The organism is Roseiterribacter gracilis (assembly GCA_018332375.1).
GTDB lineage: Bacteria > Pseudomonadota > Alphaproteobacteria > BOG-932 > Roseiterribacteraceae > Roseiterribacter > Roseiterribacter gracilis.
In genome coordinates, this window is sequence record BOPV01000001.1 from 537,505 (window position 1) to 563,562 (window position 26,058).

Genomic DNA, 26,058 nt, shown 5'->3' on the forward strand with positions numbered 1-26,058 from the left:
ACGTCTCGCTAATGGCACTTGAAGTGATCGAACGGTTCGGCGCAGTCCAGGCAGCGCCATAGCGCTTTGCACGGCGTCGAACCAAAGCGGCTCAGCTCTTCCGTATGCGACGAACCGCATTGGGGGCAGGCGGGCGTCGTGGTGCCGCGCAGATTGTTCGAATGCGGCGGCGGCGCGATGCCGTAGGCGCGCAGCTTCTCGCGACCCGTCTCGCTGATCCAATCGGTCGTCCAGGGCGGATCGATCTGGCGCGTGATGGCAATGTCGTTGAAGCCGGCCTTGTCCAACGCGGTGCGCACCGCGCTTTCGATCGCAAAGGTCGCGGGACAGCCGGTATAGGTCGGCGTCAGCACGACCGCACCTTCAGTCACGTCGCGCACGATGCCGAGTTCCACGATTGAGATCACCGGGATCTCGGGATCGGGAACGTGGTCGAGCAACGTCCAGATGCTACCAGCGTGCATCCGGATAGGTCCGCTGCAGGAACTGCATCTGCGACAGCAAATGGCCGAGATGTTCGGAGTGATGCCCACGGCGGCCGCCAACCGTCGCGCGCCGATCGGCGGGCCGCGCCAGGCAGGCGTCGCGCAGCACCGCGTCGATCGCTGCGTCGAAGGCAGGACGGAAGCTGGCCGGATCGACTGCAACGCCAGCCTCGATCAGCTTTGCGTCGGGTGCTTCGAACAGCTCGTCGACGAAGCGCCACGACCAGTCGAGACCCTCGGCAACGCGCTGCGCGCTTTCTTCGGTGCCGTCACCGAGCCGCACCATCCATTCGCTTGCGACGCGCGCGTGATAGGCGACTTCTTTCGCCGCCTTGCGCGCGATCCCGGCGATGGTTGCGTCGGTCGAATTCGACAGCGCCTGGAACAGCAGCAGCTGGAAATTCGAAAACAGGAACTGGCGCGCAATGGTGCGGCCGAAATCGCCGTTAGGCTGTTCGACCAGCAGGCAATTGGTGAAGTCCAACACGTCGCGATGAAAGGCGAGCTTGTCGCCGTCACGACCTTCGCCTTCCAACGTGCCAGCGTAGTCGAGCAGCAACGTCGCCTGACCGATCAGGTCGAGCGCAATGTTGGCGAGAAACAGATCGATCTCCAAGGTCGGCGCGTGGCCGCACCATTCGCCCAGTCGCTGGCCGAGGATGAGCGAGTCGTCACCCAGCGAGATCGCGTAGCGCGCGATGTCTTTGCGGTCTGCGCCCATGGTCAGATGTTCTTGATGTGGTCGGGGATCGGATAAAAGGTCGGGTGGCGATAGACCTTGTCTTCGGCCGGCGCGAACAGCGCGTCGGCGTCACCCGGATCGGACGCGGTGATCGATGCCGACGGCACCACCCACAGGCTGATCCCTTCCATCCGGCGCGTGTAGGTATCGCGGGCTGCTTCGATCGCCATCTTGGCATCGGCGGCGTGCACGCTGCCGACATGGCGATGATTGAGACCGCTGCGCGTGCGCACGAACACTTCCCAGAGCGCGAATTCACCAGAAGACGACATTACGCAGCCTCCGCTTTGCGCGCGCGCTTGGCGGCATGCGCCGTCGCGGCTTCGCGCACCCAGGCGCCTTCGTTCCAGGCGTCGTTGCGTGCTTTCAGACGTTCCTTTGCGGTCGGGCCTTCGCCGCGCACGACGGCATAGAATTCATCCCAATCGATCGCACCGAAATCATACGCGCCGCGCGCCTCGTTCCATGTGAGATCGGGGTCGGGGATGGTGAGGCCAATCGCTTCGGCCTGCGGCACGGTCACGTCGACGAATTTCTGGCGCAGCTCGTCGTTGGTCTCGCGCTTGATGCGCCAGCGCATCGATTGCGCGCTGTTGGGCGAGTTGTCGTCGGGCGGGCCGAACATCATCAGCGACGGCCACCACCAGCGATTCAGTGCGTCCTGCGCCATCCGCTTCTGCGCCGCCGTGCCGGCAGCCAGCCCCATCATGATTTCGAAGCCCTGGCGCTGGTGGAAGCTCTCTTCCTTGCAGATACGCACCATGGCGCGCGCATAGGGACCGTACGAGGCGCGCTGCAGCGGCACCTGGTTCATGATCGCAGCACCGTCGACCAGCCAGCCGATCGCGCCGATATCGGCCCAGGTCAGCGTCGGATAGTTGAAGATGGTCGAGTATTTGGCTTTGCCGCTGTGCAACGCGTCGACCATCTGCTCGCGCGACGTGCCCAGCGTTTCGGCGGCGGCATAGATGTACAGGCCGTGGCCGCCTTCATCCTGCACCTTGGCCAGCAGCACGGCTTTGCGGCGGAGCGACGGGGCGCGGGTGATCCAATTGCCTTCGGGCAACATGCCGACGATTTCGGAATGGGCGTGCTGCGACATCTGCCGGACCAGGGTTCGGCGATAGGCCTCGGGCATCCAGTCCTTGGGCTCGATGAACTCGTCGCGCGCGATCCGCGCCTCGAACTCGGCGACCCGGGCGGGGTCTTCAACGGCAGTCGGTTGGGCGTTTTTCTGCAGTTCGGTCGTGTACACGGCAGCCTCCGTCGGATCGCTGCCGGACTATGCTACGGTTTTTATGGCCAGCCAAGGAAAACTGTATCACGTTGAGCAGGAAATCCGGCAAAGCCCGGGTTGCTGGCCGGGTTTCCGGCTGATACGTATGAAAACGGCCGATCGCCTGGCGGTGTATCACACGGGAGTGCCTAGGATGTCCGCGGAACCGGTTCTGTATGCCGTCGAAAAGGGCGTCGCCGCGATCACGCTCAACCGTCCTGACAAGCTGAACAGCTTCACCGCCGAGATGCATGTGGCCCTGGCCGATGCGCTCGACCGGGCCGGCAAAGACGATGCGGTGCGCGCCGTGCTGCTGACCGGTGCCGGCCGCGGTTTCTGCGCCGGCCAGGATCTCGCCGATCCGTCGATCTCGCCGCTGAACGGCAACAAGCCGGACCTGGGCGTGCAGATCGACAAATTCTACGGCCCGTTGATCCGCAAGATCCGCGCGCTGCCGAAACCGGTGATCGCCGCGGTCAACGGCATCGCGGCGGGCGCGGGTGCCAATATCGCGCTGTCCTGCGACATCGTTCTGGCGGCGCGCTCGGCGAATTTCATTCAGGCCTTCTGCAAAATCGGTCTCGTGCCCGACAGCGGCGGCACGTTCCTGTTGCCGCGCCTGATCGGTCTGGCGCGCGCCCGTGCGCTGGCGCTGCTGGGCGAGAAGGTCTCGGCCGAAACCGCGGTTGCCTGGGGCATGATCTGGCGTGCCGTCGATGATGACGCGCTGCTCGCCGAAGCAACCGCCCTGGCGCAACAACTTGCGACGCAGCCCACCGCGGGCCTGGCTTTGATCAAGCGCGCATTGGACGCGTCGCTGACCAACGATCTCGATACGCAGCTCGATCTCGAACGCGACCTGCAGCGCGAAGCGGGTGGCACCGACGATTACCGCGAAGGCGTGCAGGCCTTTTTCGAGAAGCGCGCCCCGAACTTCACCGGCCGCTGACATGGATCCGCAGGAACTCGCCGAACGTGTCAGCGCCAAAATGGGCGGCGGCGACGCGGCGGCGTCGCTGCTCGGCATCCGGTTGGAAGAGGTGCGTCCGGGCTATGCGCGCATGCGCATGTTGGTGACGCCCGACCACGCCAACGGACATGCGATGTGCCATGGCGGGATGATTTTCGCGCTCGCTGACACCGCGTTCGCGCATGCGTGCAACTCGCGCAACGTCGCGACTGTGGCTGCGGGCGCTGACATTTCATTCCTGTCGCCGGCCAAAGTCGGCGAAGAGCTCGAAGCCATCGCAATCGAACGCGCGCTGGGCGGCCGCACCGGCCTCTACGATATCGAGATCATTGAAACTGAGTCGCGGCGCCGCGTGGCGCTGTTTCGCGGCCGGTCGCACGCGCTGCACCGGCAAGTCCTATCCGAACACGAGTGAGAGACGAGATGACCGACGCATTCATCTGCGAAGCAGTCCGCACGCCGATCGGCCGGTACGGCGGCGCCTTGTCGTCGGTTCGTCCCGACGATCTGGCGGCGCTGGTCGTGCGCACCGTGCTGGCGCGTTCGCCGGGCCTGGATCCGGCGCAGATCGACGACGTCGTGCTGGGCTGCGCCAACCAGGCGGGCGAAGACAACCGCAACGTCGCGCGCATGGCGGTGCTGCTCGCAGGCCTGCCAGAGTCGGTGCCGGGCACGACGGTCAATCGTCTGTGCGGTTCGGGGCTCGATGCAGTTGCGATGGCAGCGCGCGCCATTCGTTCGGGCGACACGTCGTTAATGCTCGCAGGCGGCGTCGAAAGCATGAGCCGTGCGCCGTTTGTGATGCCGAAAGCTGAGACAGCTTTCAGCCGCAACGCCGAGATCTTCGACACCACGATCGGCTGGCGCTTCGTCAATCCGATCCTGAAAGAACAATACGGCATCGACTCGATGCCCGAGACGGCCGAGAACGTCGCCGCCGATTTCAACGTCTCGCGCGAAGACCAGGACGCGTTCGCGCTGCGCAGCCAGCAGCGCGCGCTGGCTGCGCAGAAGAACGGAATCTTCACCGGCGAAATCGTTGCGGTCGAAATTCCCCAGCGCAAAGGCGCACCGGTTGTCGTGGCGCAAGACGAACATCCGCGCGACACGACCTTGGAAGCCTTGGCCAAGTTGGGCACGCCGTTCCGCAAAGGCGGCAGCGTCACTGCGGGCAATGCGTCGGGCGTCAATGACGGTGCTTGCGCTTTGGTGGTCGCGTCTGCCGATGCAGCCAAACGGTTCGGTCTGACGCCGCGCGCACGCGTGCTGGGTTTTGCCGCTGCTGGCGTTGCGCCGCGTGTGATGGGCGTTGGGCCGGCGCCGGCGGTGCGCAAGCTGCTCGAGCGCACCGGCGTCGCGCTCAAAGACGTCGATGTGATCGAACTCAACGAAGCCTTCGCGGCCCAGGGTTTGGCGGTGCTGCGCGAACTCGGTCTGGCCGACGATGCGCCGCACGTGAATCCCAATGGCGGCGCGATCGCGCTGGGTCATCCGTTGGGCATGAGCGGCGCGCGTCTCGTCACCGCCGCCACCAACGAGCTGCAGCGGAAGCGCGGCCGCTACGCGCTGTGCACGATGTGCGTCGGCGTGGGGCAGGGCGTGGCGCTGTTGCTGGAGAGAGTGTGAGCGCGAACTTCATGTCCCCTCTCCCTGAGGGAGAGGGTTAGGGTGAGGGTTCCGCGCATGAGCAAACCCTCACCCTCCCACGTGCTGAAGCACGCGGGTCCCTCCCTCTCCCTCGGGGAGAGGGGACTTTCATGACCAAATCCGCTCCTCTACGCCGCGTGCTGCGCACGCTGATCGCCGACACAAGCCCGCGGGCCAAGTCGCTGATCGTCACCGTGTTCGGCGACGCGATCCTGCCGCATGGCGGCTCGATCTGGATGGGGAGTCTGGTGTCGCTGCTCGATCCGTTCGGCGTCAACGAACGGCTGGTGCGCACCGCGGTGTTGCGGCTCACGCGCGACAATTGGTTGGTCGCCGATTCCGTCGGCCGCCGCAGCTACTATCGTCTGACCGACACGGGCAGCCATCGGTTCGAAGAAGCGGCGCAACGGATTTACGCGGCCGGCAGCGTGCCGTGGGACGGCAACTGGTCGATCGTGATGATCGATGCCGACACGGCCGAGCAGCGCGATCGTATTCGCCGCGATCTTGGTTGGCTTGGCTTCGCTGCAATCTCGCAAAGCCTGTTGCTGCATCCCAATCCCGATCGCGCCAGCCTGGCCGAAGCGATCCGTGACGACGCGCACGGCGGCGCGGTTCTCGTGCTGCGCGCAACCCGCGATCAATTGCCGGGGTTGGAGCGCGAAGATCCCGACAAGCTGCGCCGGCTGGTGCAGACGACCTGGGATCTCGACGCGCTGTCGGTGATGTACCAATCCTTCCTCGATCGCTTTCGTCCGGCGCTGCGCGTGTTGCAGGAACATGCGGCAAGCGATCCCGAAGCCGCCTTCGTGTTGCGCACCCTGGCGATCCACGAATTCCGGCGCGTGCTGTTGAAAGATCCGGATCTGCCGCCGGAGTTGTTGCCGCCCAACTGGCCCGGCAGCACGGCGCGCCAACTGTGCCGCAATCTCTATCTCGCAGCCGAACAACCGGCCGAAAAACATCTGCTCGATACGGTCGAAACCGCTGAAGGCCCGTTGCCCGGCGCATCGGCACGGCACCGCGCGCGCTTCGGCGGTTTACCGGCACCGCGCAAAAGCGCACGCCGATGAGTCTGGTCGAAGAAACGCGGCGCGACGACGTTATGACCATCGCGCTCAACCGGCCCGATCGGTTGAACAGTTTCACGGTCGAGCTGCACGCCGAATTCGCCGCTGCATTGGCCCGCGTCAAAGATGCGCGGGCGGTGATCATCACGGGCAACGGTCGCGCCTTTTGCGCCGGCCAGGATCTCAGTGAACGGCGCGTGCCCGCTGGCGCGCCGATGCCCGATCTCGGGGAGTCGCTGTCGCTGCGTTACAACCCGATGCTGCGCGCGATTGCTGGTTTGACGATGCCGACGATCGCGGCGGTGAACGGTGCAGCGGTGGGCGCAGGTGTCGGCATCGCGCTCGCGTGCGACATCGCAATTGCCGCGGAGTCCGCAAGCTTTCGTCTGCCCGGCAGCAAGCTCGGTTTGATTCCCGATGCAGGCTCGACCTGGACCGTGTCGCGCACGATCGGGCTGGCCCGGTCGCGCGCAATGGCGATGCTGGGCGAAGCCTTCACCGCCGCCGAAGCCGAACGTGTTGGCCTGATCTGGCGCTCCGTGCCCGACGCGACGCTGCTCGACCAGGCGCATGCCCTGGCGTTGCAAGTGGGCGCGCTGCAAGTCGGAGAGAACTGATGCCGATCTATGCGTTGAATGGTTTGACGCCGGTGGTCGACCCGACCGCCTTCGTGCATCCGACCGCGGTGTTGATCGGCGATGCGATCGTCGGCGCCAATTGCTATGTCGGCCCCGGCGCGTCGATGCGCGGCGACTTTGGTCGCGTGCAATTACTGGACGGCGCCAACCTCCAAGACAATTGCGTGATGCATTCCTTTCCGGGACGCATCGCGCTGGTCGAAACCAACGGCCATATCGGCCATGGCGCGATCTTGCACGGCTGCACGGTCGGGCGCGACGCGCTGGTCGGGATGCAGGCCGTGATCATGGACGATGCGGTGATTGGCGAGGGCGCGTTCGTCGCTGCAATGAGCTTCGTGAAAAGCAAAGAGCAGGTGCCGCCGCGCGTGCTGGTCGCCGGCATTCCGGCCCGCGTGCTGCGCGAACTGAGCGAACAGGAAATGGCCTGGAAGCGCAGGGGCACCGAAGAATATCAGGAGCTTGCGCGGCGCTGCCTCGACGGTCTGCGCGAATGCGCGCCGTTGCGCGCGATCGAACCCGACCGTCCGCAGAATGTCAGCGATGTGCGACCGCTCGGCGAATACCGCAGTCGTACGTCGTAATTTCTTGCGTCGCACCGGGCTGGGCGGCAGGCTCGCAGCCATGAAACGCGCTGCCCTTTTGCTGTTGCCCGCCGCCGCTTCGCTTCTCGCCGCCAGCGTTCAGCCGGCTGCAGCGGGGCCGTATGTGACCACGCGCTGGAGCCGTTATTCGGGACCGCCCGAAGGCTGCATGCACGCAGCGCGGCGCACCTTGGAAGCGCGCCGCTTGCCGATCGAAAAGATGAGTCCGGTGTCTGTCGCTGGCGGCGAGTTCGGCTACACGATCTCGATCCGCTGCGACGCGCCGGGCTACGCCTTCATCGTGCTCGCCTTCAGCGACAACGCACCGCCGCCGGCCCGCGAACGTTTTGCCGACGACGTTCGCCACGAATTGGAACGCCACTTCGGCGGTGGCGGCGGGCGGTACTAACCGCCCTCAGCTCTCCGGCGTCAGCAACGACACGCCCAGCATGGCGCGGCGGCGCAGCCAGGGCGACACGCGGTAGCGCGGGTCGCCGTAGAAATCCGCCATCGCATCCAGCACCGCAACGATGTGTGTCGGCCCGTATTTGTCGCCGAGGCTGAGCGGCCCCATCGGATAGCCAAGTCCCAACCGTACCGCATCGTCGATGTCGGCGGGCGTCGCGATGCGCTGCTGCGCGATGTCGGCCGCGGTGTTGACAATGTTGGCGAGAATGCGGGGCGCAACGAAGCCCGGACTGTCATGCGTGATCGTCACGCGCGATCCGTCGGCGGTCAGCACCGCGCGTGCCGCTTCGCGATACGCGGGCCGCGTGACGCTGGTCGTCATGGCGCCGCGACGTTTGCCGCGTCCGAGCCAGCTATCGACCGCGACCGTGCGCGTCGGATCAAGACCCAACGCAGTTGCGGTGACGGTCGCGTCTTGTCCCAGCGGTGAAACCAGCAACAGCGATGCATCGTCCGGCGTTGCGCCCGTATCCAACGGCGCGCCGGCCGCGACGACCAGCGTACGCAACCACGACGACGCGTCAGCATTCGGTTCGACCCAGACCGGCCGCAAGTCGGCGTTCGACGGTGGCTCGTTCGGCTCGATGCGCTTGTCGCCGTCATATTCGTACCAGCCGCGGCCCGATTTGCGGCCGAACCGTCCTGCTTCGACCTGGCGTCGCGCGAGATGCGACGAGCGCAAGCGCGGATCCTGTTCGAAGCCGGCATGGATCTGCGTCAGCACCGCGCTAGAGACGTCCATGCCGGTGAGGTCGAACAATTCGAACGGCCCCATTTTGAGACCGATCACGTCGCGCACGACGCGGTCGATCTCTTCGACCGGTGCGATCCCTTCTTGCAGGATGCGCAGCGCTTCGGTGCCGAGACCGCGCCCGGCGTGATTGATTAGAAAACCCGGACTGTCTTCGGCGCGCACCGCGCGATGCCCGAAAGCGTGCACGAAGTCGGTGAGGCGCGCGACGGTGACCTCTGCGGTCTGCACCGCCGGAATCACTTCGACGACTTTCATCAACGGCGCCGGGTTGAAGAAATGCAGCCCCGCAACGCGCGCCGGATCGGCGCAGGCAGCAGCCAGCGCCGTGATCGACAGTGACGAGGTGTTGCTGGCGAGGATCGTGTCCTTGCCAACGATGGTTTCGAGTTCTTTGAACAGCTGCTGCTTGGTGGCGAGATCTTCGCGCGCTGCTTCGATGACAAGATCGACGTCGGCAAGATCGGTAAGTGTCGCAGCCGCGTGCAGATTGGCAATCTGCCGGTCGGCGTCGGCCCGCGCGATCGTGCCTTTCTCGGCCTGGCGCAGCAGCATCTTGCCGATGAAGGCGATCGCATCGTCGATCGCGTCGGGGCGTACGTCGTACAGGCGCACCACCGCGCCGGTGGAGCAGGCGAGCTGCGCGATGCCGCGGCCCATGACGCCGGCGCCGATCACGGCGATGGTTTTCGGCAGGCTCATCCTACTTGCCCTCAAACATCGGTTTGCGTTTCTCGATGAAGGCTTTCATGCCTTCTTTCTGGTCGCTTGTATCGAACAAGGATTGAAACAACCGCCGTTCGACCGCGAGCGCCTGATCGAGCGGTTGTTCCGGACCTTGCAACGTCGCCTGCTTGATCGCGCGCAACGCCAACGGTGGCAAGGCGGCAATCTGCGTTGCCAGTTCCAAGGCGCGCGCAACCGCGGTGCCGGCCGCAACCACTTCGCTCGCCAGACCCAGCTCGAAGGCGCGTGTGCCGCTGAACAGGTCGCCGGTCAGCAGCAACCGCATCGCTGCGAATTTGCCGATCGCGCGCACGAGACGCTGCGTGCCGCCGGCACCCGGCATGATTCCCAGCTTTACTTCGGGCAGACCGAAACTCGCGCTTTCTGACGCGATGATCATGTCCGCATGCATCGCCAGCTCGCAGCCGGCGCCCAATGCGAATCCTTCGACCGCTGCGATCATTGGTTTGGGGAACCGTTCGACCGGCGCCCACAAACGTTCGAGCGCAAGTTCGGCAACCTGGCTCGACGAACGTTCAGCCAGAAGTTTGACGTCGGCGCCGGCGGCAAAGGCCTTCTCGTCGCCGGTGATGATTACGACGCCGGTCTGTGGATCTGCGGCGAGCGTCTCCAGCCGCGCTGCCAGCGCGGTTCGTACCTCAAGATTGATCGCATTGCGTGCGTCGGGCCGGTTGATGCGCAGCAACGTTACGCGCGGCGCTGGCTGCTCTTGGATCAGACTCTCGGGCACCTTGCTGGACTCCAAAGCGATACAGTAGAGGTGGATCTTCCCGGCAAAACTGTCTTATGTTGCCGGCCCCGTCCACCCCGTCTTGGTCCCATCAGAATCCGAGGATCGCAATGAAATTGATGAGCTACGCGGAGAGCCGCTGGATCGAACCGACGGGGACGATGGCCGAGCTGGTCAGCGCCGTGGACGGACGCCTGATCGCGAGCTGCTCGAGCGCCGGCCTCGATTTCGGTGGCATGGCGGCCTATGCGCGCGCGGTTGGCGGGCCGGCGCTGCGCAAGATGACGTTTCACCAGCGCGCCGAGCGCTTGAAGGCGCTGGCGCTGTATCTGAACGAGCGCAAAGAAGCGCTGTACGAGCTCAATTACGATACGGGCGCGACGCGCAAGGACGGCTGGATCGATATCGAAGGCGGCATCGGCACCTTGTTCGCTTACGCCTCAAAAGGACGGCGCGAACTTCCCAACCAGCGCTGGCTGCTCGACGGACCGGTCGAAAATCTGTCGAAGGGCGGCACCTTCATTGGCCGGCACATCGTGACTCCCCTGCAGGGCGTCGCGGTTCATATCAACGCGTTCAACTTCCCCTGCTGGGGCATGTTGGAAAAGCTGGCGCCGACGATTCTGGCCGGCGTGCCGGTGATCGTGAAGCCGGCGTCGGCAACTTCGTATCTGACCGAGGCAATGTTCCGGCAGATCGTTGAATCGGGTTTGCTGCCGCCCGGCAGCATTCAGCTGATCGTCGGCAGCACGGGCGATCTGCTCGATCATCTGACCGGCCAGGACGTCGTGTCCTTCACCGGCTCGATCGATACTTCGTCGAAGCTGCGCAACCATCCGACCATCACGCAGCAGGCGGTGCGGTTCGTCGCCGAACGCGACTCGTTGAATTCGTCGGTGCTGGGTCCGGACGTGACACCGGACTCGCCCGAATTCGATTTGTTCGTGAAAGAAGTCGTGCGCGAGATGACGACCAAGGCGGGGCAAAAATGCACCGCGATCCGTCGCGCCTTCGTGCCCGCACATCTGCTCGATGCAGCCCAAAATGCGCTTGCTGCAAGGCTTTCCAAGGTGGTGGTCGGCGATCCGCGTCGCGACGACGTAATGATGGGGGCCTTGTGCAGCCGGGCCCAGCTTGCCGACGTGCGCAGCAAAATCGCGACGTTGCGCAAAGAAGCGACGATCGCGTTCGGCGACCCCGATCAGGTCCAGTTGAGCGGTGGCGATGCAGCGCTAGGCGCGTTCCTGTCGCCGGTTCTGCTGCGGTGTGAAAAGCCGGACGACGCAATCGAAATCCACGCGTCAGAGCCGTTCGGTCCGGTCGCGACCTTGATGCCGTATCGCGACGTCGATCACGCGCTGCAGCTGGTGAAGCGCGGCGAGGGAAGTCTGGTCGCGTCGGTCTTCACCTATAGCGACGACGTCGCCAGCGAATTGGTCCACGGCGCGACCTCGTTCCATGGTCGCATCATTCTGGTCGATCGCGATTGCGCCAAGGAATCGACCGGTCACGGTTCGCCACTGCCGGGTCTGGTCCATGGCGGTCCCGGCCGCGCCGGCGGCGGTGAAGAGCTGGGCGGCATTCGCGGCGTCATGCATTACATGCAGCGCACCGCGTTGCAGGGCTCGCCCAAGCGCATCGCGCAGATCACCGGAAGCTGGATCAAAGGCGCGCCCGAGCTTCTGTTCGATACGCATCCGTTCCGCAAAGATTTTGAAGAGCTCAAAATCGGCGAAACCTATCGCACCAAGCCGCGCATCGTGACGTTGGGCGACATCGAACATTTCGCCGAATTCACCGGCGATACGTTCTACGCGCATATGGACGAAGAAGCGGCGGCAGCCAACCCGTTCTTCCCGGGCCGTGTCGCGCACGGCTACTTGCTGTTGTCGTTTGCGGCCGGCCTGTTCGTCGATCCGGCGCCGGGTCCGGTGCTGGCGAATTACGGGCTCGACAATCTGCGGTTCCTCAAACCCGTGTCGCCCGGCGACACGATGCAGGTGCGCCTGACCTGCAAAGACAAAAGCCAGCGCAACGCCGACTATGGCGAAGTCAAATGGGACGTTGCGATCACCAACCAGCATGACGAGTTGGTTGCGTCCTACGATCTGCTGACGATGAACGCGCGGCCGCGTTCGACCTACGCGGTCGAAGAACAGGCGGTGCTGAAGGCGTCGCCGGCGACGGTGTGGAAGATGCTGCGCGACTTCGGCGACATCGCGTCGTGGCATCCGTCCTTCTCGACCAGCAAGCTGGAAGGCGAAGGTCCGTTCGGCGCCGGCTGCGTGCGCGCGCTGGAGATGGGAAAGGCGCCCGGCGTGACGCGCGAAGAAATCACCGCCTTCGACGATGCCGGCCGGTCGATGACCTACCGGATCGTCGAAGGGCCGTTGCCGGTGCGCAACTACCGCTCGACCTTGCGCGTCGAAGCAGCCGGCGACGGCAGCAAAGTCCTTTGGTCGGCGCTGTTCGACGCGCCGTCCGACGTGGGCGAGGGGCTGCTGGCGGGCGTGCGCAAAGTCGTGCTGCGCAAGGGGCTGGACGCGCTGGTGCAGCAGTACGGGGGATAGATACGCCCGCCACAAAGCGGCGGGCAGCACGGCCAGTCGGCAACGTCGCGCTTTTTTTCTCGACCCATGTCGAGATCCCAGCGTTGGTTCCGTCCTAGGGGGAAAGGAGACACGACATGGCAACGATCAGTTCAAAAATCTCACCGTGCCTGTGGTTCAACAACGAGGGTGAAGAGGCGGCGCGGTTCTACACGTCGCTCTTTCCCAAGTCGAAGATCGATCGCGTCATCAAATCCCCCATCGATACGCCGAGCGGGAAAGAGGGAACCGTTCTGGTGATCGACTTCACCTTGGCGGGCCAAAGTTTCATGGCCCTCAATGGCGGATCGAAGGGCGAATACACCCAGGCACTATCCTTGGCCGTCGAGTGCGACGACCAAGCCGAGGTCGATCATTTGTGGAACGGGCTCAAGGCAGGCGGCAAAGAAGTCGCGTGCGGCTGGCTGCAGGACCGTTACGGCATCAGCTGGCAGATCGTGCCCAGACAGATGCTGGACATGCTGCGCCATGGCGAGCCCGCGAAGGCGAAGCGCGCGATGCAGGCGATGATGACCATGGTGAAGCTCGACCTCGCGGCGCTGCAGAAGGCGTACGACGGAAAATAGCCAGGGCGCGCTAGCCCGAGGCGCTACGCATTTCCACAAACGAGATCCGGTTTCCATCCGGGTCGCGTATGTGGAAATCGAGGCCGCCCCATGCCTGGCGGACGAGGCGCTGCGGAAATTCCACACCGCGCGCCTCGTATTCCGCAAACAGCGCTTTGACGTTGTTGGTTTCGATCGTCGCCAGAATGAGCGAGCCTTCGCGCGCAGCCAATTCGGCAAAATTCGGCCGCGCGACGAAGCGCAAATGCAGGCTGGCGCCATCGCGTGCCACGGCGCCGTAAAATGGCGGCTTGCCGTGCAGGAACGCGATCTCGAAGCCGAGTTTCGATTCATAGTAGTGCGCCGCCGCCGTAACGTCGGTGACGAACAGGATCGGCGTGACGCGCGTCAGTCGTGGTTCGGTTTGTGTCATTTCAGCCGGCATGTCGTCCGCTGCACGTTTGAGGTCGGCCCAGCTTTCAAAGCCGGCTTCGACCGCGACGATCTCCTGCGCCAAGCTGAGCGGCAATGGCAGGACGAGGGCTTGGACGTCGGTGAGATCGGCGTAGCGCGCGAGCAGGCGGATTTTTCCGCCGACGGAAAAATTCCGTTCGCGATGCCAGCGCTGCAGCAACTTGGCTTGTTTTCGATAGGTGTCGATCGTGGGCATGGGCGGCTCCGGCTGATTGGATCAGCGGGTGGGCGAAGCCCTTTCGGCGACGTGCCGATGCATCCCGTAGAGCGCATGCCGATTAGGTCCGCAGCAGCGCCTTGCTGTCGAGAGGGAATTTTCTCGTCGCAGGACCGGCTGTTCCGCAACATCCGTGTCCCGCGGCGGCGAAAACCGGGGCAATTAGACAGGATCTGCCCCCCGATGCCGGGCCACACTTGGGCGATCCAAGCTGGAGAGCCCATCCCGTGTCGAAGCCTCGTTCGCCGTTCCGTTCTGCCCTCGATGCGGTGATCCCGTACAAAGGCGGCATGTCGTTGGCCGAGGCGGGCAGGCGCTATCGCCGGACGCGCTTCGCCAAATTGGCGAGCAACGAAAATCCGTTCGGACCCAGCCCCAACGTTGCCGCCGCGGTGCGCGACGCGCTGCACGAAGTCGAATTCTATCCCGACGCTGCCTGCACCGACTTGCGCGCGCGCCTGTCGGCTGATCTCGATGTCGATCCCACTGCGCTCGTCTTCGGGCCGGGATCGGAAGCGATCCTCGACTACGCGCTGCGCGCGACGGTCGATCCCGGCGACGTGGTGGTGCAATCGGCACCGACCTTTCCGTCCTATGCGATCGTCACCAAAGCGATCGGCGCCATCGTGCGCGACGTGACGCGCAAACCGGATTTCAGCCTCGACGTCGATGCGGTGATCGCATCCGTGCAGGACGGCGTGCGCGTGTTGGTTCTGTGCACGCCCAACAATCCGACCGGCAACCTGCTCTCGCGCGCCGACTTTGCGCGCATTCTGGCGGCCCTGCCGAAAGACGTCGTGCTGCTGCTCGACGAGGCGTATCGCGAATATATCGACGCCGACAAACAGTTCGATCCGCTGCCGATGCTGCGTGCCTGGGGCGGCACGTGGCTGGCGTTGCGCACCTTTTCGAAAGCCTATGGGCTTGCGTCGATGCGCGTCGGCTACGGCATCGCCTCGTCGCCCGATTTCGTCGCCTATATCGACCGGCTGCGCCCGTTCTTCAACGTACCGACGTTGAGCCAGGCGGCTGCGTTGGCGGCGTGGAGCGATCAGGCGCATTTGCACAAGACCGTCGCAGCGACCGTGGCCGAGCGCGCACGTCTACTGCCGAAACTACGCGAGCTGGGCCTGACCCCAACCGACAGTCAGGCGAATTTCCATCTCTTCGAAGTCGCCGACGCGGTTGCAACCAGCGAAGCGATGCTGGCCGAAGGCGTGATCGTGCGCCCAATCCCGTTCGGCACGCGCTCGTTCCTGCGCGTCTCGATCGGCACGCGCGAAGACAATGACTGGATGCTGACCGTGCTCGCCGAACAGCTGCGCAAGAAAGCAGCCTGATCAGTCGTCGGTCGGACCGCGCCGTTTGAGATCGGTGTAGGGCGTACCGTCGCGACGTACGTAGATCGCGGGCTTTCCCTCCGGCGGATAGACCAGGTCGATATCCGGATAGAACGCGCCGTCGTCCGGAATGCGCGTGCCGACTTGCAGCAGCATCGCATCTTGGCTCGACCGGTTTTGCAGGCAGTGGCCGTTGGCGTCGCCTGCCTTGAAGCCGGCTGCATCGCCGGCGCGCAGAACCTCTTCACCGTCGTCGGTGACCAGCACGACTTCCCCCGACACGACATAGACGAACTCGTCCGTCTTGGTGTGCCAGTGGCGTTGGCTCGACCATTGGTTTGGCGGAAGACGCAGCATGTTGACGCCGAATTGCGTCAAGCCGGCTTCGTCGCTGAGTTTCCGCAGTTCGCGCGAACGGCATTGCCGGTCGTATGGCGGCGGATAGAAGGTGCCGACGATCGGGGCGATGGCGGCGATATCGATGCGTTTTGTCATTCATGCACCGGAAGAGCAGTTTCGTATTTGACGGCGCGCAACGCGAAGTTCGACTTCACCTGGCTGACTGCTTTCTGCGTGAAAATCACGTCGCGCAGAAACTGTTCGTACTGGCGTACGTCGCGCGCCACAACACGCAGCAGATAATCGGCGTCGCCGGTCGTCGAATAACATTCCAGCACTTCGGGGCGGCGGGAAACGGCGCGTTCGAATTCTTCGATGCCGGCGAGATCGTGCTTGGTCAGCGTCACATGCGTGAAGACGCATTCGGGCACGCCGGCTTTTTGCGGATCGAGCAGCACCGTGTAGCGCTGGATGAAGCCGTCATCCTGCAACCGCTTGAGCCGCCGCCAGCAAGGCGAGGCGGAGAGGCCGACCTTCTCGGACAGTTCCTGCGCGGTCAGGCGCGAATCCTGCTGCAACTCCTGCAGAATGCGGACTTCAAAGGAATCCAGCCCGCGCGCATCCTGAGACATGGTCATTTCCCGTTTCTGGCCGATCGGGGCATCTTATGCCTCTCCTGGACCAGGTCGAGACCGGAAAAGGACAGAAATTGACCCCAGCCCGGTCCAAACTCGGTCAGAACAAGCCGACAGGGACCGACCGATGCAAAAGCTGGCCGAACGCAAAGCCCCCACCTTGGGCGACAACAGCAAGTCGCCCGCAACCGACTGGGCCAACGTCGTTCGGCTGATTCATGTGTCGCGCGGGCTCGACGCGTTGGAAGAGACCAGGCTCGTTCCGGAAAAAAAGGTCCTCTACCAGTTCTCGGCGCGCGGCCATGACATGGCGCAGATCCTTCTCGGATCGCAGCTCACCGATCCGAACGATGCCGTGTGCGGCTATTACCGCTCGCGTCCGTTGCTGTTGGCGTTGGGGGTCGAACTCGACGACGCGCTGGGTTCGGCGATGGGACGCGCGGGCGGTTATTCCGACGGGCGCGATATCGGCGTCGTGTTCAACTATCCGAACGTGCGCGGCGCGTCGGCGCTGCCGATGTGCGGCGGCGTCGGTGCGCAATACACGCCGACATCGGGTTGGGCGCAGGCGGTCGAATATCGCCGCACTGTGTTGAACGATCCCGCTTATGCGCGCGCGATCGGCGTCGTGCTGGGCGGTGACGCGTCGGTTGCGACCAACGGTTTCTGGTCGGCGCTGACGATCGCGACGACGCTGCAGCTGCCACAGCTTTTCTACATCGAAGATAACGGCTTCGGCATTTCGGTGCCGGGCGAATTCCAGACGCCGGGCGCCGACATCGCGCGCAACCTGAAAAACTTCCAGGGGCTGCGCGTTCTGTCGGGCGACGGGACCGAGCCGGTCGAAGCCGCGTCGCTGATCGAACAGGCGCTGGCGCATGTGCGCGGCCGCAGCGGCCCGGTTCTGCTGCGCCTGACCGTGCCGCGCCTGCAGGGCCACTCCTTTCAGGACACGCAGGCCTACAAGTCGGACGAGACGGTCAAAGCCGAATGGGCACGCGATCCGCTGCCCAAGCTCAAAGAGTTTCTGGTGCCGAACCACCTGTCGCAAAGCGACTGGGATGCAGCCGAAGCAGCTGCCAAGGACGCGGTCGAAGCTGCGCGCAGCAAAGCCGAAGCCCGTCCGGTCGCCGATCCCGAAACCGTGACGCGCAACGTCTTCTTCGAAGGCGAGATGCAGACGCAGGGCGGGCAGTGGGCCGAAGGCTATCGTCCCCCTGCATCAACCGGCGAAGCCGCAACCACCGGCCCGCGCATCAACATGGTCACTGCGATCCGTCGCGTGCTGGATCACGAGCTGAGCCTCAATCCGCGCGTCGTCGTGTTCGGCGAAGATGTCGGCCCCAAAGGCGGCGTGCACGGCGTGACGTTGGGGCTGCAGCAGAAATTCGGCGAGAGCCGCGTGTTCGACACCAGCCTGTCGGAAGAGGGCATTGTCGGTCGCGCCGTCGGTATGGCGATGGCGGGCTTGATGCCGGTGCCGGAGATCCAGTTCCGCAAATATGCCGATCCGGCGGTCGAACAGATCAACGATTGCGGCACGATGCGCTGGCGCACCAACAACCGGTTCGCAGCGCCGATGGTGCTGCGCATGCCGATCGGCTTCTTCAAATGCGGCGACCCGTGGCATTCGATGACCAACGAAGTCCAGTTCGTGCACGCGCCGGGCTGGTTGGTTGCGGCGCCGTCGAACGCGGCCGATGCGGTCGGCCTATTGCGCACCGCGTTGCGCGGCAACGACCCGGTGATGTTCCTCGAACATCGCGCCATGCTGGATCAGGCCTGGGCGCGGCGTCCGTATCCAGGCGACGACTATGTGCTGCCGTTCGGCAAGGCCAAGATCACGCAAAGCGGTGACAAGCTCACCATCGTGACCTGGGGTGCGATGGTCGAACGTTGCGAAGACGCAGCCAAAGCCAGCGGCCAGTCGGTCGAGATTATCGATCTACGCACCTTGTTGCCGTGGGACAGCGAAACTGTGCGCCAATCGGTGCAGCGCACGCATCGCTGCTTGATCGTGCATGAAGATCTGAAAACCGGTGGATTCGGCGGCGAGATCGCGGCCTTCGTCGCCGACGAATGTTTCCTCGATCTCGACGCGCCGGTCGCGCGCCTGGCGATGCCGGATATTCCAAGTCCGCACAATCCGGTACTGCTGGAACATGTGTTGCCGTCGGTTGACGGAATCCGCGCCAAGATCGACCAGTTGATCGGCTTCTGAGCATGGACCAGATCGAAAAGACACGTCTGATCGACGTGCAGATGGCGGCCGAACAGGAAGGCACCAAGGCGACGGTGCAGACCTGGCACAAGCAAGTCGGCGACGCGGTTGCGCTCGACGAGCTGCTGGTCGAAATCGAAACCGACAAAGTCGTCGTCGAAGTTGCAGCACCCGCCGCTGGCGTGCTGCGTGAGATCATCTTGCAAACCGGCGCCGAAGCAGGGCCGGGCGACGTGCTGGCGCGGATCGAAGCTGGCGCTGCTCCGGGGGCTCCGGCACCGGTCGTTGTCGCCGCCGAAGCGCCGAAGCAAAGCGAATGGCGCCAGGAATCCGCACCGGTCGAGTTCGACCGCGAATTGCGCCTGTCGCCGTCGGTGCGGCGCCTGCTGCGCGAGAACGATCTCGATCCCGCCGGCATCGCCGGCACCGGTCGTCACGGACGGATTTCGCGCGAAGACGTGTTGGCGAGCCTGGCCAAGCCGAAAGCGGCACCGGTTGCGGCTGTACCGAAGATTGCGGCCGGGACCAGCCAGAAGATTCCGCACACGACGATGCGCCGGCGCATCGCCGAGCATATGTCGCATTCGCTGCAGGTCGCGCCGCACGTGACTGCTGTGTTCGAATGCGACTTCACCGCCATCAGCGCGCATCGCAAGGCGAACAAAGAGTCGTTCGCCAAGAACGGCGCCAACCTGACCTTCACGACCTATTTCGTCGCCGCCATCGTCGAAGCGATGCGCGAAGTGCCGACGGTGAACAGCCGTTGGCATGACGATGCGATCGAAGTCTTCGGCGACGTCAATGTCGGCATCGGCACCGATCTTGGCGACAAGGGGCTGATTGTGCCCGTGCTGCACAAGTCGAACGAGCTGTCGCTGCTTGGCATCGCGACGCGCCTGACTGAGCTGGTCGACAAAGCACGGCGCGGCAAGCTGGCGCCCGCCGATGTGCAGAACGGTACTTTCTCGATTTCCAATCACGGCGTGTCGGGCTCGCTGGTCGCGGCACCGATCATCATCAACCAGCCGCAGTCGGCGATCCTCGGCGTCGGCAAGTTGGAAAAGCGCGTCGTCGTGCGTGAAGTCGACGGTGTCGACTCAATCCAGATCCGGCCGATGGCCTATGTGTCGCTGTCGATCGACCACCGCGTGCTCGACGGCAACCAGACCAATGCCTGGCTGAGCAAGTTCGTGAGCGTGCTTGAGGGTTGGCAGTAAAATTCCCCGCGGAGGCGGGGATCCATCGTGCCACCGGCGCGGTATTGCCAATGGCGGCGCGACCTGAGAAATGGATCCCCGCTTTGACGGCTCCGCCGTCACTGCGTTCCGCGGGGAATAGATGACCAAACCGTTTGTCTGGGACGCGCATTCCTGTCTGCCGTTGCGGCCGGGGCTCGATTACGACGCGCTCGAACGCCATGCCGATGCAGGCGTCGATTTCGTGTCGATCAATGTCGGGATGGATTTCAATCCATGGCCCGACATGTTGCGCGTCGTGGCGTCGTTCCGCGCCTGGATCCAGGCGCGCTCGGCACGGTTTGTGTTGGTCGATACGATCGCCGACGTCGAAGCAGCCAAGCGCGACGGCAAGATGGCGATCGCGTTCGATCTCGAAGGGTCGGAGCTGCTGGACGGCGACATCGCGCTGTTCCGGCTGTTTCGCGATCTCGGCGTGCGCCAGATCCATCTCGCCTACAATCGCAACAACGCGGCCGCGGGCGGCTGCCACGACACTGCGTTTGGCAACGACCAGGGACTGACAAAGTGGGGACGGCGCATCGTTGCCGCCGCCAATCAGTTCGGCGTGATGATGGATTGCTCGCACAGCGGCTATCGCACCAGCCTGGACGTGATGGAACAGTCGACCAAACCCGTCGTCTTCAGCCACGCCAATGCGCGTGCGTTGTCCGATCATCCGCGCAACATTCGCGACGACCAGATCCGCGCCTGCGCAGCAACCGGCGGTGTGATCGGCGTTACCGCTGTCGGGCTGTTTCTCGACGTCACCGACGAAGCTGATCTTGCACCGGCCCTGCTGCGCCAGATCGACTATGTCGTGTCGCTGGTCGGCACCGACCATGTCGGGCTGGGATTCGATGCCAGCCTGATGCCGGGCGTGAAAGATGCGGAGCCCGACGATCGTACGGTCTGGTGGCCGCCGCAATTCGGCTATCGCAACAAGTTCCCGCGCGGCGGCGCCGCGTTGCTGCCGGCGCTGATCGATGGGCTGCAACAGCGTGGCTACGACGATGCCGCGCTGCGCGGCATTCTGGGGCAAAACTTCCTGCGCGCCGCGCGTGTGGCCTGGGCTGGATGATGCTTGGCGCAATTTGGCGTGTTGGCGCGTTCCCTATGTATGACGCGCACGCCTGCAGATCCGCTCCGCACACCTGACGGTCGCTACATCATCATTCGCGGCCGGCTGTGGCGTGCCGCGAATCCAAATCTGTCATCGGCCGAACGCGAGCGTTTGACGCGGGAATTGATGGAGGCGCGGCGTGATGTGGCACGCGCCAAAAAGCGGAGCGATCCTGCGTTGCGCCTTGAGGCGCGGGTGCGCGTCGACGATGCAAAGACGGCATTGGGCGAGCGCGGTCCCGTGTGGTGGAACGACGGCACGCCCGACTACAACCGCCGGCTGGTCCACAACACGCCCTATGCCGACTGGTTCGCAGCTCTGCCTGCAGCCGCACGTAAGTTTGCGCTGACCGAAGCTTGAAATTCCCGTTGCGACGGGATCGGCGCTTCGCTAGCTTCCGCCCCGCATCAAGAGTGGGCCGGCGCCCACGCCAACCTGCCTTCCCGGGCAAGGTGGCGGTCCTTCGAAAGAAGGACGATGCGGCCGGTCAGGCAACCAAACGGGACCGTCACCGCGTTATTTCGCCCGGCACACTCCGAAACGGAGTGCGTCTTTGTTGGCGCACTCCTTCACGGAGTTGCGCGATGTTCGATGGTTTGCTCAGCGCCGATGATCCGGCCTGTCCTGTCCGGTTGGGGCCGCAGGATTCGATCCTGCATTTCTGGTCGCGCTACGAACGCAACCGGGTCTGGACCTATTGCGCGGTCGTGCATCGGATGGACGGAGTTTGGACCCATCTCTATTCGATCGAGCGGCTGCCGCCTTCACCAACGTGCATCTGCTGAAATTCTGGCAGGGCGAGCAGCTGCCAGCGGCCAATGTCTGGATGCGCAGACATCGCGCGCCGCCCGCGTTGTACGAAGCGGCGGCGTGAAAGCGTCTATTCTCTCGCCGCAATTTGCGCCCATATCGCCCCCATGCGCTTTGCCATCTTGTTCGCCACCACCTTGCTGGCCACGACGACTGCGTCGGCCGCACCGCTCAAGCTCGACTACAAGATCTACGCAGGCGGGCTCGAAGCCCTGACCGCGACGATCACCTACGGGCTCGAACCATCGAGCTACAGTCTCGACATTGACGGCAAGACCGCGGGCACGATTGGCGCTGCCTTTCCCTGGTCGACGCATTTGCTGTCGGCGGGCCGCATCGCTGCGGGCGAGGTGAAGCCCGAGAAGCACGTCGTGGAGAGCACGTGGAAGGAGCAGAAACGTTCGACCACGCTCGCCTATGACGGCGCCGGCGGGTTTCTGACCAAAAAAGTCGAACCGCCGCCAGCCGAAGACAATGTCGACGAAGTTGCGCCCGAGCTGACGACCAACACGGTCGATCTCTTGTCAGCGGTTGCGGGCGCGTTGAAGCGCATCGAAGACAAAGGCACGTGCGACGGAAGCCAGTCGGTCTATGACGGGCGCCGCCGCTTTGAAGTGAAGTTCGTCGATGGTGGTGCAGCGACGCTGGAGCCGTCGAGCTATACCGCCTATGCCGGCGCGACGCGCAAATGCGACATACGGGTCGAGCCCGGCCCGGGCTTCTGGCGCAAAAATCAGAAACGCTGGTTCACGCAGAAAGACGGCTCGCTGCCGCCGATCACGGTCTGGGCGGCGCCGCTTGGAGCCCAGAAGCGGCAAGTGCCGGTGAAGATCGAAAGCGTGTCGCCGTTCGGCGCGGTCGTCGTACAGTTGGTGAAAGTAGGTGCGTAGCGCCTCCCGGTTTTCAGCTCGTGCGTTGAAAACCGGGAAGCGCTTCGCGCTTAATTTGGCTTGCGAAACTTCAACACAAACTGATCGGTCTTGCTGCGAATGGCGGGGTCGAAGACTTTCGCCGAACGGTCGTCGCTCTTGTTGCGCAGCACGTCGAGCGAGCCTTCATATTTGAAGCCCGCGGCTTCGACTTCTTTCTTCACCGTCGCTTCGTCGATGCGATGCAGGCTTTCAATGTCGGCGCGACCGGTGCCGGCCTTTGCCGAATGGTCGAGCACGATGAAGGTGCCGCCCGGCTTCAATTGGTCGAACACGACCTTGTTGAACTTCGCGATGTCGAAGCCTTCGCCCATATAGGTCTTGTGCAGGTCGTGATAGTTTTGCGACGTCCACACGATGTCGACTTTTTCGGGCGCTTTCAGTTCGTTGATCGACGTGTTCACGAAGGTGATGTTCGGGTGCGCCGGATCGGGCTTCGATCCGTTGGCCGGAACCGGGTTCTTCGAGTTCTTGGTGAACTCGGTCGGATTGAACATATAGACCGCGCCGGTCGGGCCGACTGCACCCGCGAAGAGGCGCGAGAAATATCCGCCGCCCGCAACCAGATCCAACACCTTGTCGCCCGTCTTCACGCCGGTGAAGGCGAGAACCTCAGCCGGTTTGCGATCGGCGTCGCGTTTCGTGTCGGTTTCGGGACGCGTCGTATCGGCAACTGCCGCCGCAACGTTCTTCGGTGCGTCGGCTGCAAACGCCAACGGTGACGTCAACGCCGTAAGCGTGACGAGCAAAGCAAATGATGACCGCATTCTCGAGTTCCCTTTAATTGGTCGGATCCACCCCTTGCGCAACAGCATGGGGGAATTCAGCGTGCGTTGGCAGAGGCAACTCTCGTCGCAAACCAACCTTTGGGGCAGGTCCATCGTGTGTGTCGCTCCGAACACGGGCCGCATCGGCTTAGCCGGATTGTTTGTTCTGCTTCTTGGCGGTATCGCGCCATCTTCATTCGCCGCGGACGCGCCGTTGCACCTTCCGTTTCGCTACGAAGAGGCGCGCGTCTACGTGCCTGTCACGGTTGGTCACGAAAAATCGCCCTGGATCATTCTCGATACCGGCGCTGCACCGACTGGTATCGACCCAAGCTGGGCTGCGCGGATGCAGTTGCAGGTCGAAAGCGGTGGCACGGTCAGCGGCGCGGGCGCAGGTAGCAGCAAGGTTGGCCGCGCCGCCAACGTCGATCTCCGCATCGGTGCCCCGGGACAAGAGATTCCGATGCATCTCGCAAGTGCGATGATCGTGCCGCTGAACGATCAGCTCGCGCGATTCACCGGCCATGAGGTGCTGGGCATCGTCGGATCGCAATTCTTCCACGAACATGTCGTCGAGCTGGATTTCGAACGCCAGATCGCGCTGCTGCACGATCCCGCCAGCTACAAACCGCCCGCAGGCGCGATCGCGGTTCCGTTCGAACTCGAAGGCGGGATTCCAATGGCGCAGGCGTCGCTGACCTTGCCGTCGGGCACGGTCGTGCAAGGCAAGTTCGTGCTCGACCTTGGCGCCAAGGCGACCTTGCTGCTGACTGAACCTTTCATCGACCAGCACCAATTGCGCGCTGCGTTTCCGACTCAATACGCGACCGGGCTCGGCGCTGGTGTCGGCGGCCCGACGCAATATGCGTTCGTGCGCGCCAAGCAGCTTTCGGTTGGTGCGGCGAGCCTGTCAGCGCCGGTCGTGGGATTGTCGCTCAAACAAGCGTTGCGCAGCAGCGACTATGCCGGGTTGATCGGCGGCGAGTTCTTTGCGTCGTACCGCACTGTGTTCGATTACGCGCGCAAGGCGATGTATCTGCTGCCGCGCAAAGACGCGCTGGTGCGCGGTTTCGATCGCAGCGGCATTTTCCTGACCGCCGATCCGGCCAACTTCCACGCCATCCGCATCCAAGAAGTCGCACCGGGCACGCCCGGCGACGCGGCCAAGCTGGCGGCCGGCGACATGCTGCGCAAAGTCGATGGGCGCGACGTGGCCGAGCTGACTCTGGTCGAGATCCGCGCCCGGCTGCGCGGCAAGGATCCGGTGACGTTGGAGATCGAACGCGACGGCGCGCGCAGCACGCACGCGCTTACGTTGCGCGATTTGATCTAGCGGTCTCTTCGCGCAGCGTGTCGGGCTTGGGGCCGGTTGCGCGAATATTAGCGAAGCGCTGCAACAGGTCGAACCAGAATGGCGCGCCCAGCGAGATGGCCAGCGCGGTCATCACATAGCCCAGCAGGCGAATGGCGTTGGTGCCGAGCCGCGTGACGTCGAAAAAGTCGAGCGGCGTTTCGCCCGGACCCCAGCCGATCGGGAAGGGACGCAACATGCGGCTTTGCTGCTCGATCTTCTCGCGCGTCTGTTTCAGCAAGTCGGTGCTGACCGGCGCCGCGGGTGCGGCTTGCAGCACCGCAACCGACTGTTCGGCGATCGCCTGGCGTAGCGCCGCGTCCTGCCACAGGCGCACGCCCATCGAATAGAGATCGGCATTGACCAGCAGCGCCAACGCCATTCCGTAGGCGCAGGCGATATATTGCGCGTTGCGTTTGTAGAGGCCCGACGCACGATCCATCGTGTCGTCGTACCAATGCGCCAGCCGGGTGCGGAATTCTTCGACGGTCGTCACGCCGTCATTGGCGAGCGCACGCAGCACGTCGCGGAAGTTCGACGGTGGCAAGGCTTCGATCCGCTGCAGCAAATCGGCGATCGGCTGGTCTTTCGCAACCGGCGTGTCGAGCAAGTCGAGACCGGCCTGTATCGTCGCCAACGCGAAATCGGTCGATTTGATGTAGGCGGGAAACTTGAAGCTGCGGAATCCGTCTTCGGTCTGCGGCACAGAAGGCGCGGCACGCGGCGAGGCGGCCAACAGCACCGGATGGGCCATGATCCGTGCGCCCAGCATGTGATCGTCGATCAACCGTTGCAGCGTCTTGCCGAGAAAGGACGGCCGGCTGTTCAGCAACGCGCCGACGAATTCGTTCAGCGCGGTGACGATCAGCGACAGGATCAGAAAAAACAGAATGTAGCAGATGCCGAGGTCAAGCAGGCCGCTCAGAGTCATTGGATCCTCCCGGATCCACCAGAACTGAGCGCGCGGACGAGAGTTCCGGCTGGCCTAGAAGGAGGTGACGCGCGATCACCTTGTCGGCGATTTTGAGAAAGGCTGTGACTTTCGCCAGGGTGGTTTCGGCATCGGTCGCGGCGGCGATGCCGTGTAGCGACTGGGTCAAGAGTTGCAGCTCGGCTTCGACGATGCCGACCCGTTCGATTTTGAGCCGCATCACGCTGGTCGAAAGGTCGCCGATTTGGCCGCGAGCTGTGCCGACAAATCCGTGTCTTTTGCGGCGTCGGCTTGCGCGCGCAAATCATACAGCTTGGTCAGCGCCGTTTCGGCATGACCAATCACGCTGCCTAAGGTCGGCAAGGTGCCGTTTCCCGCTGCCATATCACGCCTCGTCGAAGCGAATCTGCGTGCGTTCTCTGTG

Annotated in this window: 30 protein-coding genes and 1 riboswitch; of the genes, 17 read left to right on the top strand and 13 right to left on the bottom strand. The window is 63.9% G+C overall.

Going from position 1 to position 26,058, the window contains the following annotated elements; all coding sequences use genetic code 11:
- Window positions 1-8: 8 nt before the first annotated feature.
- From paaD to paaA, 4 genes are read right to left on the bottom strand one after another with little or no spacing between them, the layout of a single operon-like run.
- Entirely contained in the window at window positions 9-464 is a 456-nt protein-coding gene (gene paaD / locus TMPK1_RS02585; protein WP_420241242.1) for a 1,2-phenylacetyl-CoA epoxidase subunit PaaD, read from the bottom strand.
- Window positions 451-1,206 carry a 1,2-phenylacetyl-CoA epoxidase subunit PaaC gene (paaC, locus tag TMPK1_RS02590; RefSeq protein WP_420241243.1) on the bottom strand — a complete coding sequence of 252 codons (756 nt, stop codon included), beginning with the start codon at window positions 1,204-1,206 and terminating at the stop codon, window positions 451-453. Before paaC ends, paaD begins: the two co-directional genes overlap by 14 nt.
- Before the next feature lie 2 nt (window positions 1,207-1,208).
- Window positions 1,209-1,499 carry a 1,2-phenylacetyl-CoA epoxidase subunit PaaB gene (paaB, locus tag TMPK1_RS02595; protein ID WP_420241244.1) on the bottom strand — a complete coding sequence of 97 codons (291 nt, stop codon included), beginning with the start codon at window positions 1,497-1,499 and terminating at the stop codon, window positions 1,209-1,211.
- Window positions 1,499-2,482 carry a 1,2-phenylacetyl-CoA epoxidase subunit PaaA gene (gene paaA / locus TMPK1_RS02600; RefSeq protein WP_420241245.1) on the bottom strand — a complete coding sequence of 328 codons (984 nt, stop codon included), beginning with the start codon at window positions 2,480-2,482 and terminating at the stop codon, window positions 1,499-1,501. Before paaA ends, paaB begins: the two co-directional genes overlap by 1 nt.
- 175 nt (window positions 2,483-2,657) lie before the next feature.
- Here paaA and paaG point away from each other — a divergent pair, with 175 nt between their 5' ends.
- The 7 genes from paaG (at window position 2,658) to TMPK1_RS02635 (ending at window position 7,821) form a co-directional block, all read left to right on the top strand.
- On the top strand, window positions 2,658-3,452 hold the full coding sequence (gene paaG / locus TMPK1_RS02605; RefSeq protein WP_420241247.1) for a 2-(1,2-epoxy-1,2-dihydrophenyl)acetyl-CoA isomerase PaaG: 795 nt from the start codon (window positions 2,658-2,660) through the stop codon (window positions 3,450-3,452).
- 1 nt (window position 3,453) lies between these two features.
- Window positions 3,454-3,888 carry a hydroxyphenylacetyl-CoA thioesterase PaaI gene (paaI, locus tag TMPK1_RS02610; RefSeq protein WP_420241248.1) on the top strand — a complete coding sequence of 145 codons (435 nt, stop codon included), beginning with the start codon at window positions 3,454-3,456 and terminating at the stop codon, window positions 3,886-3,888.
- An 8-nt stretch (window positions 3,889-3,896) separates the two neighbouring features.
- Window positions 3,897-5,099, top strand: coding sequence for a 3-oxoadipyl-CoA thiolase (gene pcaF, locus TMPK1_RS02615; protein WP_420241249.1), 1,203 nt, complete (start codon window positions 3,897-3,899; stop codon window positions 5,097-5,099).
- 131 nt (window positions 5,100-5,230) lie between these two features.
- A complete protein-coding gene (paaX, locus tag TMPK1_RS02620; RefSeq protein ID WP_420241250.1) occupies window positions 5,231-6,193 on the top strand; it encodes a phenylacetic acid degradation operon negative regulatory protein PaaX in 963 nt (320 codons plus the stop codon).
- Window positions 6,190-6,807: an enoyl-CoA hydratase-related protein gene (locus tag TMPK1_RS02625; RefSeq protein ID WP_420241251.1), complete on the top strand. Its 618-nt coding sequence runs from the start codon at window positions 6,190-6,192 to the stop codon at window positions 6,805-6,807. The genes paaX and TMPK1_RS02625 overlap by 4 nt, the downstream gene beginning before the upstream one ends.
- Window positions 6,807-7,412 (top strand): phenylacetic acid degradation protein PaaY, encoded by a 606-nt coding sequence (locus tag TMPK1_RS02630; RefSeq protein WP_420241253.1) that lies wholly within the window; start codon window positions 6,807-6,809, stop codon window positions 7,410-7,412. Before TMPK1_RS02625 ends, TMPK1_RS02630 begins: the two co-directional genes overlap by 1 nt.
- A gap of 40 nt (window positions 7,413-7,452) precedes the next feature.
- Window positions 7,453-7,821 carry a hypothetical protein gene (locus TMPK1_RS02635; RefSeq protein ID WP_420241254.1) on the top strand — a complete coding sequence of 123 codons (369 nt, stop codon included), beginning with the start codon at window positions 7,453-7,455 and terminating at the stop codon, window positions 7,819-7,821.
- Between the two features lie 6 nt (window positions 7,822-7,827).
- Here TMPK1_RS02635 and TMPK1_RS02640 read toward each other — a convergent pair whose 3' ends face one another.
- Both TMPK1_RS02640 and TMPK1_RS02645 read right to left on the bottom strand, forming a co-directional pair.
- Window positions 7,828-9,333, bottom strand: coding sequence for a 3-hydroxyacyl-CoA dehydrogenase (locus TMPK1_RS02640; protein ID WP_420241255.1), 1,506 nt, complete (start codon window positions 9,331-9,333; stop codon window positions 7,828-7,830).
- Window position 9,334: 1 nt separating this feature from the next.
- On the bottom strand, window positions 9,335-10,108 hold the full coding sequence (locus tag TMPK1_RS02645) for an enoyl-CoA hydratase-related protein (RefSeq protein WP_420241256.1): 774 nt from the start codon (window positions 10,106-10,108) through the stop codon (window positions 9,335-9,337).
- Window positions 10,109-10,227: 119 nt separating this feature from the next.
- On the opposite strand from TMPK1_RS02645, the gene paaZ reads away from it, so the two are divergent.
- Both paaZ and TMPK1_RS02655 read left to right on the top strand, forming a co-directional pair.
- Window positions 10,228-12,678: a phenylacetic acid degradation bifunctional protein PaaZ gene (gene paaZ, locus TMPK1_RS02650; RefSeq protein WP_420241257.1), complete on the top strand. Its 2,451-nt coding sequence runs from the start codon at window positions 10,228-10,230 to the stop codon at window positions 12,676-12,678.
- A 116-nt stretch (window positions 12,679-12,794) separates the two neighbouring features.
- On the top strand, window positions 12,795-13,283 hold the full coding sequence (locus TMPK1_RS02655; protein WP_420241258.1) for a VOC family protein: 489 nt from the start codon (window positions 12,795-12,797) through the stop codon (window positions 13,281-13,283).
- A 10-nt stretch (window positions 13,284-13,293) separates the two neighbouring features.
- Here TMPK1_RS02655 and TMPK1_RS02660 read toward each other — a convergent pair whose 3' ends face one another.
- A complete protein-coding gene (locus TMPK1_RS02660; protein ID WP_420241261.1) occupies window positions 13,294-13,932 on the bottom strand; it encodes a glyoxalase superfamily protein in 639 nt (212 codons plus the stop codon).
- A 248-nt stretch (window positions 13,933-14,180) separates the two neighbouring features.
- On the opposite strand from TMPK1_RS02660, the gene hisC reads away from it, so the two are divergent.
- A complete protein-coding gene (gene hisC / locus TMPK1_RS02665; protein WP_420241262.1) occupies window positions 14,181-15,293 on the top strand; it encodes a histidinol-phosphate transaminase in 1,113 nt (370 codons plus the stop codon).
- Here hisC and TMPK1_RS02670 read toward each other — a convergent pair whose 3' ends face one another.
- Together TMPK1_RS02670 and TMPK1_RS02675 are read right to left on the bottom strand one after the other, a co-directional pair.
- On the bottom strand, window positions 15,294-15,788 hold the full coding sequence (locus TMPK1_RS02670) for a cupin domain-containing protein (RefSeq protein WP_420241264.1): 495 nt from the start codon (window positions 15,786-15,788) through the stop codon (window positions 15,294-15,296).
- Complete coding sequence (locus tag TMPK1_RS02675) at window positions 15,785-16,264, bottom strand: Lrp/AsnC family transcriptional regulator (protein WP_420241266.1); 480 nt, start codon at window positions 16,262-16,264, stop codon at window positions 15,785-15,787. Before TMPK1_RS02675 ends, TMPK1_RS02670 begins: the two co-directional genes overlap by 4 nt.
- A gap of 130 nt (window positions 16,265-16,394) precedes the next feature.
- Here TMPK1_RS02675 and TMPK1_RS02680 point away from each other — a divergent pair, with 130 nt between their 5' ends.
- From TMPK1_RS02680 to TMPK1_RS02705, 6 genes are all read left to right on the top strand, one after another.
- Window positions 16,395-18,488 (top strand): transketolase C-terminal domain-containing protein, encoded by a 2,094-nt coding sequence (locus TMPK1_RS02680; RefSeq protein ID WP_420241267.1) that lies wholly within the window; start codon window positions 16,395-16,397, stop codon window positions 18,486-18,488.
- A 2-nt stretch (window positions 18,489-18,490) separates the two neighbouring features.
- Window positions 18,491-19,705 (top strand): dihydrolipoamide acetyltransferase family protein, encoded by a 1,215-nt coding sequence (locus TMPK1_RS02685; RefSeq protein WP_420241268.1) that lies wholly within the window; start codon window positions 18,491-18,493, stop codon window positions 19,703-19,705.
- 121 nt (window positions 19,706-19,826) lie between these two features.
- On the top strand, window positions 19,827-20,804 hold the full coding sequence (locus TMPK1_RS02690) for a dipeptidase (protein WP_420241269.1): 978 nt from the start codon (window positions 19,827-19,829) through the stop codon (window positions 20,802-20,804).
- 39 nt (window positions 20,805-20,843) lie between these two features.
- Window positions 20,844-21,206: a hypothetical protein gene (locus tag TMPK1_RS02695; RefSeq protein WP_420241270.1), complete on the top strand. Its 363-nt coding sequence runs from the start codon at window positions 20,844-20,846 to the stop codon at window positions 21,204-21,206.
- Between the two features lie 39 nt (window positions 21,207-21,245).
- A riboswitch (SAM-I-IV-variant riboswitch) is annotated at window positions 21,246-21,355 on the top strand.
- Between the two features lie 75 nt (window positions 21,356-21,430).
- Entirely contained in the window at window positions 21,431-21,631 is a 201-nt protein-coding gene (locus TMPK1_RS02700) for a hypothetical protein (RefSeq protein ID WP_420241271.1), read from the top strand.
- A gap of 132 nt (window positions 21,632-21,763) precedes the next feature.
- On the top strand, window positions 21,764-22,546 hold the full coding sequence (locus tag TMPK1_RS02705; RefSeq protein WP_420241272.1) for a DUF3108 domain-containing protein: 783 nt from the start codon (window positions 21,764-21,766) through the stop codon (window positions 22,544-22,546).
- A 50-nt stretch (window positions 22,547-22,596) separates the two neighbouring features.
- Here TMPK1_RS02705 and TMPK1_RS02710 read toward each other — a convergent pair whose 3' ends face one another.
- Window positions 22,597-23,352 (bottom strand): class I SAM-dependent methyltransferase, encoded by a 756-nt coding sequence (locus TMPK1_RS02710; RefSeq protein ID WP_420241273.1) that lies wholly within the window; start codon window positions 23,350-23,352, stop codon window positions 22,597-22,599.
- Between the two features lie 214 nt (window positions 23,353-23,566).
- Here TMPK1_RS02710 and TMPK1_RS02715 point away from each other — a divergent pair, with 214 nt between their 5' ends.
- The gene (locus tag TMPK1_RS02715) at window positions 23,567-24,685 is read left to right on the top strand and encodes an aspartyl protease family protein (RefSeq protein ID WP_420241274.1); all 1,119 of its coding nucleotides are present in this window, start codon (window positions 23,567-23,569) and stop codon (window positions 24,683-24,685) included.
- On the opposite strand, the gene TMPK1_RS02720 is transcribed toward TMPK1_RS02715, so the two are convergent.
- The 3 genes from TMPK1_RS02720 to TMPK1_RS02730 are packed head-to-tail and all read right to left on the bottom strand — an operon-like array spanning window position 24,663 to window position 26,018.
- The gene (locus TMPK1_RS02720) at window positions 24,663-25,634 is read right to left on the bottom strand and encodes a hypothetical protein (RefSeq protein ID WP_420241275.1); all 972 of its coding nucleotides are present in this window, start codon (window positions 25,632-25,634) and stop codon (window positions 24,663-24,665) included. The two genes, TMPK1_RS02715 and TMPK1_RS02720, sit on opposite strands and share 23 nt — an antisense overlap.
- Window positions 25,612-25,854, bottom strand: coding sequence for a hypothetical protein (locus TMPK1_RS02725; protein WP_420241276.1), 243 nt, complete (start codon window positions 25,852-25,854; stop codon window positions 25,612-25,614). The genes TMPK1_RS02720 and TMPK1_RS02725 overlap by 23 nt, the downstream gene beginning before the upstream one ends.
- Complete coding sequence (locus TMPK1_RS02730; RefSeq protein ID WP_420241277.1) at window positions 25,854-26,018, bottom strand: hypothetical protein; 165 nt, start codon at window positions 26,016-26,018, stop codon at window positions 25,854-25,856. Before TMPK1_RS02730 ends, TMPK1_RS02725 begins: the two co-directional genes overlap by 1 nt.
- Window positions 26,019-26,058: the final 40 nt, after the last annotated feature.